We start from the raw sequence: 12,932 nt of genomic DNA on the forward strand, positions 1-12,932 counted from the left end.
GCGGGTGCTGCGGTCTGCGCGGTGGTCTGTACGGCGCAGCTTGGCAAGACGCGATTTCCCGTCCGTTGCCCGGATGTGAACCCCGTGTTACCGAGGTTTCAGCCCCCCGGACGTCGACGTGCGCGGGCGCGCGGGCACCCGCGCGAGCCGCCGGAATCCAGGCCTCCGCCCTCTCCCGACGCGCCGCCGAGTACTCCCCGGCGCGCCGTGCACCCTGCCACCCCGCCGGCAAATCCGCGGCCGACCGGCGCGCGGATCGGAGCGTCGTATACGGCGAGCGGGCCGCCGCGCACACGAGGTGGCCGCCGGGAGAAGAACTCCGCCCCGCCTGTACCTACTGGTATGTACAGTAACCGCGTGGACACCGTCGAACGATTGATAGCGAGCACCCGGGAACTCCTGTGGGAACGCGGCTACACCGGCACCAGTCCCCGGGCCGTCCAGCAGCGGTCGGGGGTCGGCCAGGGCAGCATGTACCACCACTTCGCGGGCAAGCGGGAGTTGGCGCTCGCCGCCATCACCCGTACCGCCGAGGAGATGCGGGTGATGGCCGAGGAGCGGCTCTCCCTGCCGGGTACCGCGGCCGAAACGGTCACCCGGTATCTGCGCCGCGAGCGGGAGGTGCTGCGGGGCTGTCCGGTCGGCCGGCTGACGCAGGACCCGGACGTCATGTCCGACCCGGTGCTGCGGGCGCCGGTCGAGGAGACCTTCCGGTGGCTGTCCGAACGCCTCGCCCGCGTACTCCAGGAGGGCCTGCGGCGGGGGGAGTTCGACGCCGCCCTCGATCCCCGCGCCACCGCGGACGCGCTCGTCGCCGTCCTGCAGGGCGGTTACGTCCTGGCCAGGGCCGCCGACTCCACCGCCCCGTTCGACCGGGCGCTCGACGGAGTGCTCGGCCTCCTGGCCGCCCGCACCGCGACCGCCCCGCCCGCCGGCCCCGCCGCCGCCCGCACCTCGACCGCCTGAGCCGCAGCCGCCCGACCCGCCGCCCGACGCCGAGAGAGGCCGACTCACCGTGTACGCACAGCAGTACGAGATCACCCTGCCCGCCGACTACGACATGGGGATCATCCGTGCCAGGGTCGCCGCGGGCGGCCATGTCCTCGACGACCGCGCCGGACTCGGCCTCAAGGCGTACCTGATCCGCGAGCGCGGCGCCGGCGGCCCGGAAGGTGCGGCCGATCCGGAGGGTCCGGCCCGTCCGGAGGGCACAGCCGGTCCGGAGGGCACAGCCGGACAGGAGGATCCGGCCGGTCCGGAGGGTTCCGGCGGCTCCCCGGTCAACCAGTACGCGCCCTTCTACCTGTGGAACGACGCCGGTGCGTCGGCCCGGTTCCTGGTCGGCGGCGGCGGGTTCCAGAACATCGTCCGCGACTTCGGCCGCCCCGTGGTCCACCACTGGACCGGAGTCGCCTGCCACGCCGGCCCGGCCCGCGACGCTCCCCCGAGGGCGGCCTCGCGCCGGCTCACCCCGCTCGGAAGTGGTGCCGGCACCGGTCCGGACCCCGACGGCCTGGCCCTGAGCGCGCTGATCGAGCGGGAGGCCGCCGAACTCGCCGCCCTCGCGCGCCGTCCCGGCGTCCACACCGCCGTCCTCGCCGTCGACCCGTACCACTGGCGGCTGCTGCGGTTCGTACTGTGGGCGCGGACCGTCCCGGCGCGGGAGCCGGCCACCGAGCGGTACGAGGTGCTGCACCTGTCCGCCCCGGAGCTCGCGGGCCTCCCGGAAGGACGCGACTGGTAGACGCGGGACGAGGGTCCCTCGCGCGGGGGCGGTGCTGGCCGTCGCGCGCGGGCGGGGCGGGTCCGCCCCGCCCGCGACGCACCCGCGTCCGGTACCCGCCCCGCCCGTCCGAACCGGCAGACTTGCCCGTATGACGATCCCCACGACTCCGCTGCGCGTCGGTCTCTTCGGTACGGGCCCCTGGGCCCGCAACACCCACGCCCCCGCCCTCGCCCACCATCCCGGCGTCGAGCTGGCCGGGGTGTGGGGCCGGCGCCCGGAGGCGGCGGCCGAACTGGCCGAGGCCCACGGCACCCGCGCGTTCAGCGGGGACTACGGCGCGGACGAGCTGATCGCCGCCTGTGACGCGGTCGCCTTCGCGCTGCCGCCGGACGTGCAGGCACCGCTCGCCGCCCGCGCCGCGGCCACCGGCCGGCACATCCTCATGGACAAGCCGCTCGCCACCACCGTGGCCGGGGCCCGCGAGGTCGTGACGGCGGTGGAGGGCGCGCAGGTCGCCTCCGTGGTCTTCTGCACCCTGAGATTCGCCGCGACGACGGCCGACTGGATCGCCGAACAGGCGGCGCGGGAGGGCTGGTTCACCGCCCGCGCCCAGTGGATCGGCGCGCTGTACGCGCCCGGCGCCGCCAACGAGTACGCCGCCTCCCCGTGGCGCCGCGAGAAGGGCGGGCTCTGGGACGTGGGCCCGCACGTGCTCTCCGTCCTCATCCCCGTGCTCGGCGACGTCACCGGCCTCACCGCCGTGCCGGGTCCCTCCGACGCCGTCCACCTCGTCCTGCGCCACACCTCCGGGTCCTCCAGCACCGTGACCCTCGCCCTCGGGGCCCCGCAGGGCGCGGTGGGCACCGAGATCGAACTGCGCGGCGAGGAAGGCGTCGTCACGCTGCCCCGCTGGGGCGAGGCGGCGGGGGCGTACGCCGAGGCGATCGACGCGCTGATCCACGCCGCCCGCACCGGCGAATCGCACCCCTGCGACGCCCGGTTCGGCCTCCGGCTGACCGAACTGCTGGCGGAGGCCGAGGCGCAGGCGGCGGCGCGGGCGGCGGGACCGGCGGACTGAGGCGGGCCCGCACCGCGCGGGGGCGCGGCGGGGACGTCGGGCGCGAGCGGTACGGCGGCGCTCGGCGCGGGCCGCACGGGGCCGCACGCGAGCCGTACCGGGACGCGGCACGGGCCGCCGGAAATGCGCGGGGGCGCGGGGGCGCGGGGGCGTGGCGCGGGTCAGCGTCCCAGTACGCTCCGGACCGCCTCGTCCGAGCGGCCCACCACCGCGGTCCCGTCGTCGGCGGTGATGATCGGACGCTGGATCAGCTTCGGGTGCGCGTGGAGCGCCTCGATCCACCGGTCACGCGCCCCCGCGTCCCGCGGCCACCCCTTGAGCCCCAGTTCCTTCGCCGCCTCTTCCTGGGTACGCGTGATGTCCCACGGCTCCAGTCCGAGGCGGTCCAGCACCGCGCGGATCTCGTCCGCCGAAGGCACGTCCTCCAGGTAGCGCCGGACGGTGTACGACGCTCCCCCGGCGTCGAGCAGACCGACCGCGGAGCGGCACTTGGAACACGCGGGATTGATCCAGATCTCCATGGGGCCAAGGGTACGGGAGTGACCCTGAAAACCCCTCTGGCCAGGCGCGATTGTCAGTGCGGGGCGGTAAAATGGAGGTAGTTCGTGAGGGTCCCACCACCACGCCCAGGAGGCCGCCGATGACCGTCGCCGCAGTCACGACGAAGCCGCTCGCGCTCCACGACCCCAGCCGTCCGTTCCCGCGGAAGAAGCGTCTGCCCGCAGGCCGTCCCCGCGAGTGGTACGTCTCGCACAACCGCCGCCTGAAGGCCATGCGCCTCGCCATCGCCCTGCTCGACGCCGGCGTCTACCAGCCGGCCAGCGCGAGCAACGCCCGGATACGCCTCATGGCCGACCGGCTCTCGATGCACCGCCCGTCCGACACGACCTGCCGGATGGTCCGCACCCTCATCCGCCCCGGCCGCTGAGCCCGACGCCCCTTCCCCCACCCACGACGTCGTCCGTGCCCCCGGGAGACCGGGGGCACGGACGACATCGTCGTACCCCGGCGTGCGCGGTGGGGCCGGACCCGTGTTCCGGTCCCACCGCGCATCCCCGGCCCCGAACTCCCGCCCGACGCCGCCCGCCTGCGACAATCTCCGCCATGTCTCTCGCCGATCTCTCTCTCGACCACTGGCGGTCCCTCGATCCGGGAGCCGCCGAACGCCTCGCCCGCGAGGCCGCGGACCGGGTGGGCGGGCGGCTCGTCGTGTTCGACGCGGCGCGGCCCGCCACCGTCCCGCTCCACCGGGCGGTGGTCGAGCGGGACGGCCGGCGGTTCGCGCTGATACCCGGCGGGGAGGCGGCCGTCGGCTTCGACCTGGACGGCTGGTCGCCGAGCCCCGGACAGCTCACCTCGTACCGGGAGGAGAGCCTGCCCGCCGGCTTCGGCTTCGGCGCCGACCTCAAGGAACACGTGGCGCGGTTCCTCACCCCGCGCCGCACGGTCGCCCTGCCCGCCGTCCTGATGGCGGTGGAGCCCGAGAAGCTCTTGGACACCCCCGCCGTCGCGGGCGAACTGCTCGCCGCCGAGGGCCTGCGCCCCCCGCACCCGGACGAGTGGGAGCACGCCTGCGGCGCCGGCTCCCGCACCCTCTTCCACTGGGGCGACGACCACCCCCGTGACGCCGAGCCGTACGGCGACTCCTCCGGCCCCCACCGGTTCCCCAACGCCCTCGGCCTGCGCGTCTGCTTCGACGTCTACGAGAGCGAACTGACCACCGACCCGGCCTCCGTCTACGGCGGAGACGGCGGCGAGGCGGTCTGCGGCGGGTACGGCACCTTCCTCGCCTGGCTGCCGCTCGCCACCGCCAACCACAACCCGGACACGGCGGAGTTCGTGAACGGCGCGGAGGGCGAGGACATGTTCGAGGACGTCAGCGTCCGCCCGGTCATCGACCTCGCCTGACGGCCACCCGCCGACGGCCCCGTCCGGACGGCGGGGCACCTCGCCCGCCGTCACCGTCCGACGGCGGCCCGGGCCCGGTCCGCCTCCGGGCCGCACGCCCCTCGCCGCCCGGCCCGGCGGTGCCGCAGCCACCGTACCGCCGCGCGTGTCCACGGGGCCGCCCCGACCACCAGGAACAGCGTCAGCAGCGGCGCCCGCCACCATCCCGAGACGCTCGCCACGGGTGCCGGCACCCCGTCGGCGACCCACGGCCGGGCCGTTTTGGACCAGGCCAGGAACGCGTCGCCCACCGGGACCAGCCCGAACGCGTACCGCTTCGACCACGGGGTGCCGACGGGAACCCCCGCCACCTCCACGTACTGCGCGAGCGCTCCGGCCAGCGACGCGTCCCCGTGCGCCTGCGCCGCGCCCAGCGTCACCACGGTCGCCGAGAAGCTCACCCCGAACGGCAGCGGACCCGAGTCCACGTCCGCCGGGCCGTCCGTCCCCGCCGGGTACTCCCGCACGGTCGGTCCGAGACCCAGCGTCCGGACGACGTACCGGTCGCGGAACCGCAGGTACTGTTCGGCCGCGAATTCCGGATCGACGTCCACCAGGAAGCGCTGGATCATGGACTGCGAGGTGCCGCGCGCCACTTCGGCGGGGGCGCCGGTCACCACGTCCGCCCGGTGGGGGAGCAGCCCCGTCGCCGGGTCCAGCCGCTGCCGCACCGCCCCCAGCCACCGCCCGACCGTCTCCCCGTACGCGGCGGGGAACAGTGCGTCGTGCAGCCGGAGCGACGCCACCGCGACCGTCGAGTCGACCGGCCACGCCTGCCCCGGATAGGCCGCGAGATACGGCGTCGGCGACGCGTCGAAGGCCGCCGCGAGCGCCGCCGAGTCCGCCCGGAACCGCCGGACCTCCGCCGCGTCCCGCTTGCCGGGCGGCTGGAGCATCAGCACGCCGCCGCGCAGCCAGTTGGTCCACCCCCGGTAGAACACGCCGTACGCCGGGACGAGTTCGGCGCTGAAGGGAGCCCGTCCGGCGTCCGCGTCCAGCCTCCCGAGAGCCCACCGGGCCTCCCGCAGCGCCCGGCTCCGCTGCTCGCCCTGCGGCCCGCGCATCCCGGACTCGACCCGCGCCAGCCCGTAGAGCGCGTGCAGGAAGAAGTAGCCCTCGGGAAAGAGCTGTTGCGCCTCGTCGCCCGCACCGTCGTCCAAAGCTGCTCGCACGAAGGACAGTTGGCTCTCCACGCCGGGCGGTGCGCCGTCCGGGCCCCCGGTGGCCGGAGCCACCAGCCGCACCGTCCCCACCGCCGCGCAGCAGCTCACCGCGACCGCCGCCAGCAGCCGCACCCAGCGCCCGACACGTCGTACCGCCCCCGCAGTCCCCGCCATCGGGCGATGGTAGCGGGCAGCCGCGTTTCCGTGCCGCCGGTGGCGGTGCTCCGGAGATGCCGATGGCAGCGGCCCGGACATGCCGGTGGCGGCGGCCCGGCCCGAGGACCGTGCCGCCGCCACCGTGGACCCGGCAGGTCAGGCCGCGTCCCCCGCGCGCACCCGGCGCCGGCGGGCCGCGACCGCCACCGCGCCGCCCGCCAGCAGCGCCAGCGCACCGGCCGCCGCGATCGCCGGCGTGGAGCCGCTGCCCGTGGAGGCCATCGTCCCCGTGGCGGCCGGCGAGCCCGAGGCCGCGGGACCGGACGGGGCGCCGGCGGACGCGGCGCGGACGCCGACGCTCTGCGTGTCCGCGCCGGAGGCGGTGGCGGTGGGCTCGGGGGTCGCCGACGACGAGCCCGTCTTCACCGTGATCGTCGCGGTGTTGTTGGTCTTGTCGGTGTCGACGTCCACCTCGCCGCCGTAGACCGTGGTCACCCGGACCTCGCCGGAGGCGCTGGCGGGAGCGTTCTCACCGACCTTCACGGTGAACGGCAGCTTCAGCGACTCGCCCACGGTGAAGGGGGTGTCGACCGCACAGAGGTACTCCGGGGCTCCGGGGGTGGGCTCGCCCATGCCGCCGCCCGTCCACACACCGCACTTCGGGGGGATGGCCAGCGCGGTGGTGCCCTCGGGGATGCCGACCAGAACGCCGATGTGGTCGTCGGAGCGGACCAGGTTGAAGTCCGCCGGGCCGTTGTTGCGCACCGTGGCGGTCAGCACCGCCTCCTCGCCGGGACCGGCGGTGGCGGAGGAACCGGTGACCGCGATGTCGGCGGTGTTGCGTGCCTCGATCTGCCACTGGCCGTGGGCGGTCCGCCGGGCGGGGGGAGTGCCGTCCTCGACGAGTCCGAGAACCGGGCCCGCGGCGGCCTTCGGTACGGAGGCGGACACGGCCTCGACCTCGTAGTCGACCATCTCGTGGAGCGCCGTGGACTTCACGGCGATCCCGACGGAGGAGGAGAGCCGGTAGGCCTTGCCCGGCTCGACCGGGGCGTCGATGTGGCAGACCGCCCGGTCCAACGACTGACGGGGCAGCGAGGGGATGTCCGTGGTCTTCCCGTAGACACAGTTGGAGAACGTCTGCGCGAAGCCCAGACCACGGGTGGCGGCAAGCGTGAGGGTGACCCCGTCGGCCACCAGCGAACCGGAGTTGGACACCCTGATCGGGGCGTCGAGGGTCGATCCCGGCTCGACGTCCTCGGTGTCCGGGATCCGCTCGATACCGAGGTCCACCGCGCCGACGGTGACCTTGACGGTCACCGCCTCGATCGTCGCGTTGGACGAGGTGGCGAAGAGCCGCGCGATGCCCGTGGTGCCGAGCGGGGCGTCGGGCTTGGCGTTCAGGTCCAGGACACTGCCGTGGAAACCGTCGGGGGCGATGTCGCGTGCGGGCCACGAGCAGACGTCGCCGACGCAGGTGGAGTCGAGATCCGTGAACGCGGAGATGCCGGAGGCGTCGATCGTGACGGCCACGTCCTCGGCGGTGCCGCCGTCGGCGTCGCCCTCCAGACCCCAGCTGATCTGCGGCGGGTCCGACCGGTCGGCGGGCTGCGGGAGCCCCACCTCGGTCCGGGTGACCCGGAACGTCAGCGCGGGCCCGTCCTCGGCGTGGGCCGGTGCCCCCGTCATGAGCGTCCCGAGCAAGGCGGCGGCCGTCGCGGTGAGCGCCGCCCACCTGGCGCGCCGGTGTACTGCTGCCATCTGTGCTTTCCCCTCCCGTTGGCCGGTGTTGTGCAACCGGCTACCTGGTGCGACGAGTGGGACCGCCAGATGGTTGTGCCAGTCACCGATCTGTGACACGCCGTACGGATCGGCCGCACCCGGCCGTCCGGCCCCCGGGGCGTGCCGGGGGAGGGCCGCGCGGCAGGCCCTGCCCGCACCCCACGACGAAAGCCGTCGGCCGTGCCCCTGGAGGGGCACGGCCGACGGCCCGTGGACGGCCCGGGGGAGCGGGTCACCGCTCCGGCCCGCGGTCTTCCTAGATGTCGAAGTACAGCTCGAACTCGTGCGGGTGCGGGCGGAGCTGGATCGGGGCGATCTCGTTGGTGCGCTTGTAGTCGATCCACGTCTCGATCAGGTCGGACGTGAAGACGCCGCCGGCCTGGAGGTACTCGTTGTCCGCTTCCAGGGCCTCAAGGACGGCCGGGAGGGAGGTCGGGACCTGCTGGACGTTGGCGTGCTCCTCGGGAGCCAGCTCGTAGAGGTCCTTGTCGATCGGCTCGGCCGGCTCGATCTTGTTCTTGACGCCGTCGAGGCCGGCCATCAGCAGGGCCGAGAACGCCAGGTACGGGTTGGACGACGGGTCCGGGGCGCGGAACTCGACGCGCTTGGCCTTCGGGTTCGAGCCGGTGATCGGGATGCGCATCGCGGCGGAGCGGTTGCGCTGCGAGTACACCATGTTGACCGGGGCCTCGAAGCCGGGGACCAGGCGGTGGTAGGAGTTCACCGTCGGGTTGGTGAACGCCAGCAGCGACGGCGCGTGCTTGAGGATGCCGCCGATGTAGTAGCGCGCCATGTCCGACAGGCCCGCGTAACCCTGCTCGTCGTAGAAGAGCGGGGTGCCGCCCTGCCACAGGGACTGGTGCACGTGCATGCCCGAGCCGTTGTCGCCGAAGATCGGCTTCGGCATGAAGGTCGCGGTCTTGCCGTTGCGCCAGGCGACGTTCTTCACGATGTACTTGAAGAGCATCAGGTCGTCGGCCGCGGCGAGCAGCGTGTTGAACTTGTAGTTGATCTCGGCCTGGCCGGCGGTGCCGACCTCGTGGTGCTGGCGCTCGACCTGGAGGCCGTTCTTGTCCAGCTCCAGGGAGATCTCGGCACGCAGGTCGGCGAAGTGGTCGACCGGCGGGGCCGGGAAGTAGCCGCCCTTGTAACGGACCTTGTAGCCGCGGTTGTTCTCGACCGCACCGGTGTTCCAGGCGCCCGCCTCGGAGTCGATGTGGTAGAAGCTCTCGTTCGCCGACGTCTGGAAGCGGACGTTGTCGAAGACGTAGAACTCGGCCTCGGGGCCGAAGTACGCGGTGTCGGCGAAGCCGGTGGAGGCGAGGTACGCCTCGGCCTTCTTGGCCACGTTGCGCGGGTCACGGCTGTACTGCTCGCCCGTGATCGGGTCGTGGATGAAGAAGTTGATGTTCACGGTCTTGTCGCGGCGGAACGGGTCCACCCGCGCGGTCGACAGGTCGGCGCGCAGCGCCATGTCGGACTCGTGGATGGCCTGGAACCCGCGGATCGACGAGCCGTCGAAGGCCAGCTCCTCGGCCGGGTCGAAGGTGGCAGCCGGGATGGTGAAGTGCTGCATCACCCCGGGGAGGTCGCAGAACCGGACGTCGATGAACTTGACGTCGTTGTCCGCGACATACTTCTGCACTTCGTCGGCGTTCTGGAACATCCAACTCCTCCTACTCCCGACCCGGAAGGACGGGGTTGCAGCGCTTTGTGTGACCAGTGCGGTGGCACACGTTGGCCCCGACCTTAGGCAGGCGGGATTTCTCAAGCATGACCCATTTGTTTCGCCCAAGTTAACCGGACGGGGGCGTGGCGGACCTCACGACGGGCCGGTCGGAGGCCGCCCCCGAGCCCCTACCCCGTGCTCCGCCCCGCATTCCCCGGCCCCGCCCCGCCGGACGCGGGCGTGCCCGCAGTACCGTGTCGGGGTGGACAACAGGCAAGCAATCGGATCGTGGCTCTCCGGGCCGCGCGCGGCCGCCGAGGAGATGGGCGCCGACTTCGGACACCGGGGCAAGCGCCTCGGGCTGCCCGAGGAGGGGCCGGGGTCGATCGCGCGTCCCGGCCGCCGCATCGGGGCGCTCTTCATCGACTGGGCGCTGTGCATGGTCATCGCATACGGGCTCATCGCTCAAGGTGACCAGCAGGCCGCGGGCAACTGGGCGCTCCTGGTCTTCCTGGTGATGAGCCTGCTCACCGTGGGCACGATCGGCTGCACGCCCGGCAAGCGCGTCCTCGGCCTGCGGGTCGTCGCCGAGGGTGGCGGGCGCATCGGGCTGGGGCGGGTGCTGCTGCGGACCGTGCTGCTGCTCGTGGTGATCCCCGCCCTCGTCTGGGACCGGGACGGCCGCGGCCTCCACGACCGGCTCTCCAAGGCCGTCCAGATCCGCATGTGACGCAGGGCGGCGCGCCCGGCCCGCCGCCGGGCCGGTTCGCCGCCGGGCCGGCCCGCACTGCCTCCCGCGCGCACGGCCACCCGCCCGCGAACGCCCCCGCACGCACGGCCCACCCGCCACGCGAACGCCACCCGCACACGAACGAGGGGCGGCCCCGACCTCACGGTCGGGGCCGCCCCTCCGCACATGTCCGCGGACACGTGCACAGCGAACGGAAGTCGGTGGCGGCCGTCGGGGCGGGGACGGTGTGTCCCGGCCCCGGGGCCCATGAACGTTACTGCCGGCGGACCGGGGTGCGGGTCAGCGCATCTTCCCGCCGCGCGGCATGCGCATGCCCTTGGGCATCGGCCCCTTCGGCAGCGGCATGTTGCTCATCAGGTCGCCCATCGCGCGCAGCCGGTCGTTGGCCGCCGTGACCTGCGGGCCGCTGAGCACGCGCGGCAGCTTGAGCATCTTGACGCGTACCTTCTTGAGCGGCACCTGGCCCTCGCCGTCGCCCACGATGATGTCGTGGACCGGCACGTCGAGCACGATGCGGGCCATCCGGCGCTTCTCCGCCGCCAGCAGGGTCTTCACCCGGTTCGGGTTGCCCTCGCCGACCAGCACGATGCCGGCCTTGCCGACCGCCCGGTGGACGACGTCCTGGTTGCGGTTCATCGCGACGGCGGGCGTGGTGGTCCAGCCGCGCCCGACCCGGTCGAGCACCGCGGCCGCCGCACCCGGCTGGCCGTCCATCTGCCCGAAGGCGGCGGCCTCCGCGCGGCGTCCGAAGATGATCGCCATCGCGAGGAACGCCAGGAACAGGCCCAGGATGCCGAGGTAGATCGGGTGGCCGACCAGGAAGCCGATCGCGAGGAGGACACCGAAGGTGACGATGCCCACGGCCGCGATGACCAGACCGATCTTAGGATCGGTCCGCTTGGTCATTTTGTAGGTCAGGGCGATCTGCTTGAGCCGCCCCGCGTTCTCGGCGCTGTCCGCGCCTTCGGTGTTTGCCTTCCTCGCCATACGACGAAGTTTACGTGTCCTGCAAACGACGGTCCGCCACGGCCTCCGGTACGTACAGGGCCTCCACCCTGTCCTTGGCGCGGCGGCGGTCCTCCAGGACCGCGTTCCAGGCGTTGCGGCGGGCGGTCTGCTGCCCCCCGCGCAGGAGGATCGACTCCACGGCGCGCAGCGCGTGGGTGACGGACGGAAGAGCGTGGGCACGTACGGGCGCGGCCTGCATCGCGGTATTCCCCTCGGGGCGGATCCGCGCTCGGGACGCGGACTGCGTACGGGAAGCGGTGCCGGCGGCGGCGGGCGACGCCGCTGCCGGTGTACCTAGGGTCACTGCTCGGTGTTACCAGCGCGTGACCGGGCGGTCAAACACCAATGAATCCCGGAAAGCCGGGGCCCGCACGCCGACGCGGCCCATACGCGGCCCCCGACCTGCGGGGAGCGTACGGGCCGCGTCGGACGTGCGGTTACCGGTCGGTACAGCGATGTGCCCGGTTTCACACGGCCGGCCGCCCGCGCGGGCCCGGCCGGAACCCGCGCGTGCGGCCGGGGGCGTCCGTTCAGACCGCGGCGGACACCGGGGCGGCGGCGGCCTCGCGGGCCTCGGTCGCCTGCTGGAAGAGCCGCCCGGCGCGGTACGAGGACCGCACCAGCGGGCCCGACATCACACCGGAGTAGCCGATCGCGTCGGCCTCGTCCTTCAGCTCCACGAACTCCTGCGGCTTCACCCAGCGCTCGACGGGGTGGTGGCGCACCGAGGGGCGCAGGTACTGCGTGATCGTGATCAGCTCGCAACCCGCGTCGTGCAGGTCCTGGAGCGCCTCGCTGACCTCTTCACGGGTCTCGCCCATGCCGAGGATCAGGTTGGACTTCGTCACCAGTCCCGCCTCGCGGGCCCGCGTGATGACCTCGAGGGAGCGCTCGTAGCGGAAGCCGGGGCGGATGCGCTTGAAGATGCGCGGCACGGTCTCCACGTTGTGGGCGAGGACCTCGGGACGCGAGGAGAAGACCTCGGCGAGCTGGTCCGGCTCCGCGTTGAAGTCGGGGATCAGCAGCTCGACCTTGGTGCGGCCGGCCTCCCGCTCCGAGGTCAGCGCGTGGATCTGGCGGACGGTCTCGGCGTACAGCCAGGAACCGCCGTCGTCCAGGTCGTCGCGGGCGACCCCGGTGATCGTGGCGTAGTTGAGGTCCATCGTGACGACGGACTCGCCGACCCGGCGGGGCTCGTCGCGGTCGAGCGCCTGCGGCTTGCCCGTGTCGATCTGGCAGAAGTCGCAGCGGCGGGTGCACTGGTCACCGCCGATGAGGAAGGTGGCCTCGCGGTCCTCCCAGCATTCGAAGATGTTGGGGCAGCCCGCCTCCTGGCAGACCGTGTGCAGCCCCTCGCTCTTCACCAGCTTCTGCAACTGGTTGTACTCGGGGCCCATCTTCGCCCGGGTTTTGATCCACTCGGGCTTGCGCTCGATGGGGGTCTGGCTGTTCCGGACCTCGAGGCGCAGCATCTTGCGCCCGTCGGGTGCGACAGCGGACACTCCGGCACTCCCCTTTGCTTTCGCTGCTCTGCTTGGCTGCATCCGAACCACGGCTGCATTCGAATCTTCGGCGAACCCCAGGGTACGCCCGCCGTTCGATCGGCTGTACGCCCCGGCAACCCGCATCCGGCCGGTCTTGTTCCCGAGGCC

At 73.3% G+C, this 12,932-nt stretch carries 13 protein-coding genes; 6 read left to right on the forward strand and 7 right to left on the reverse strand.

The features are described from left to right. Positions 1 to 357: 357 nt before the first annotated feature. The 3 genes from Q0994_RS07985 to Q0994_RS07995 all read left to right on the forward strand — a co-directional run bounded on the left by Q0994_RS07985 (position 358) and on the right by Q0994_RS07995 (position 2,804). Positions 358 to 966, forward strand: coding sequence for a TetR/AcrR family transcriptional regulator (locus tag Q0994_RS07985; protein ID WP_299530817.1), 609 nt, complete (start codon positions 358 to 360; stop codon positions 964 to 966). Between the two features lie 49 nt (positions 967 to 1,015). Then, positions 1,016 to 1,744 (forward strand): DUF4865 family protein, encoded by a 729-nt coding sequence (locus Q0994_RS07990; protein WP_299530820.1) that lies wholly within the window; start codon positions 1,016 to 1,018, stop codon positions 1,742 to 1,744. A gap of 130 nt (positions 1,745 to 1,874) precedes the next feature. Beyond that, a complete protein-coding gene (locus Q0994_RS07995; RefSeq protein ID WP_299530823.1) occupies positions 1,875 to 2,804 on the forward strand; it encodes a Gfo/Idh/MocA family protein in 930 nt (309 codons plus the stop codon). Between the two features lie 161 nt (positions 2,805 to 2,965). Here the strand turns inward: Q0994_RS07995 and Q0994_RS08000 are convergent, their stop codons facing one another. Then, positions 2,966 to 3,325, reverse strand: coding sequence for an arsenate reductase family protein (locus Q0994_RS08000; protein ID WP_299530826.1), 360 nt, complete (start codon positions 3,323 to 3,325; stop codon positions 2,966 to 2,968). A gap of 119 nt (positions 3,326 to 3,444) precedes the next feature. On the opposite strand from Q0994_RS08000, the gene Q0994_RS08005 reads away from it, so the two are divergent. Continuing rightward, a complete protein-coding gene (locus tag Q0994_RS08005; RefSeq protein ID WP_299530829.1) occupies positions 3,445 to 3,732 on the forward strand; it encodes a hypothetical protein in 288 nt (95 codons plus the stop codon). A gap of 176 nt (positions 3,733 to 3,908) precedes the next feature. After that, positions 3,909 to 4,712 carry a hypothetical protein gene (locus tag Q0994_RS08010; RefSeq protein WP_299530831.1) on the forward strand — a complete coding sequence of 268 codons (804 nt, stop codon included), beginning with the start codon at positions 3,909 to 3,911 and terminating at the stop codon, positions 4,710 to 4,712. Between the two features lie 50 nt (positions 4,713 to 4,762). On the opposite strand, the gene Q0994_RS08015 is transcribed toward Q0994_RS08010, so the two are convergent. The 3 genes from Q0994_RS08015 to glnA form a co-directional block, all read right to left on the reverse strand. Next, positions 4,763 to 6,088: a hypothetical protein gene (locus Q0994_RS08015; protein ID WP_299530832.1), complete on the reverse strand. Its 1,326-nt coding sequence runs from the start codon at positions 6,086 to 6,088 to the stop codon at positions 4,763 to 4,765. Between the two features lie 138 nt (positions 6,089 to 6,226). After that, positions 6,227 to 7,831, reverse strand: a complete 1,605-nt coding sequence (locus tag Q0994_RS08020; RefSeq protein WP_299530834.1) for an LPXTG cell wall anchor domain-containing protein — start codon at positions 7,829 to 7,831, stop codon at positions 6,227 to 6,229. A 277-nt stretch (positions 7,832 to 8,108) separates the two neighbouring features. Continuing rightward, positions 8,109 to 9,518: a type I glutamate--ammonia ligase gene (gene glnA, locus Q0994_RS08025; RefSeq protein ID WP_299530836.1), complete on the reverse strand. Its 1,410-nt coding sequence runs from the start codon at positions 9,516 to 9,518 to the stop codon at positions 8,109 to 8,111. A gap of 265 nt (positions 9,519 to 9,783) precedes the next feature. Between glnA and Q0994_RS08030 the strand changes: the two genes are divergently transcribed. Continuing rightward, complete coding sequence (locus Q0994_RS08030) at positions 9,784 to 10,251, forward strand: RDD family protein (RefSeq protein WP_299530838.1); 468 nt, start codon at positions 9,784 to 9,786, stop codon at positions 10,249 to 10,251. 300 nt (positions 10,252 to 10,551) lie between these two features. Here the strand turns inward: Q0994_RS08030 and Q0994_RS08035 are convergent, their stop codons facing one another. From Q0994_RS08035 to lipA, 3 genes are all read right to left on the reverse strand, one after another. Continuing rightward, on the reverse strand, positions 10,552 to 11,259 hold the full coding sequence (locus Q0994_RS08035) for a DUF4191 domain-containing protein (RefSeq protein WP_299530840.1): 708 nt from the start codon (positions 11,257 to 11,259) through the stop codon (positions 10,552 to 10,554). Positions 11,260 to 11,269: 10 nt separating this feature from the next. Next, entirely contained in the window at positions 11,270 to 11,479 is a 210-nt protein-coding gene (locus Q0994_RS08040; protein ID WP_299530842.1) for a hypothetical protein, read from the reverse strand. 331 nt (positions 11,480 to 11,810) lie between these two features. Further along, a complete protein-coding gene (gene lipA / locus Q0994_RS08045; protein WP_299530844.1) occupies positions 11,811 to 12,782 on the reverse strand; it encodes a lipoyl synthase in 972 nt (323 codons plus the stop codon). Positions 12,783 to 12,932: the final 150 nt, after the last annotated feature.

The sequence above is a fragment of the uncultured Streptomyces sp. genome (assembly GCF_947488945.1).
Taxonomy (GTDB): Bacteria; Actinomycetota; Actinomycetes; order Streptomycetales; family Streptomycetaceae; genus Streptomyces.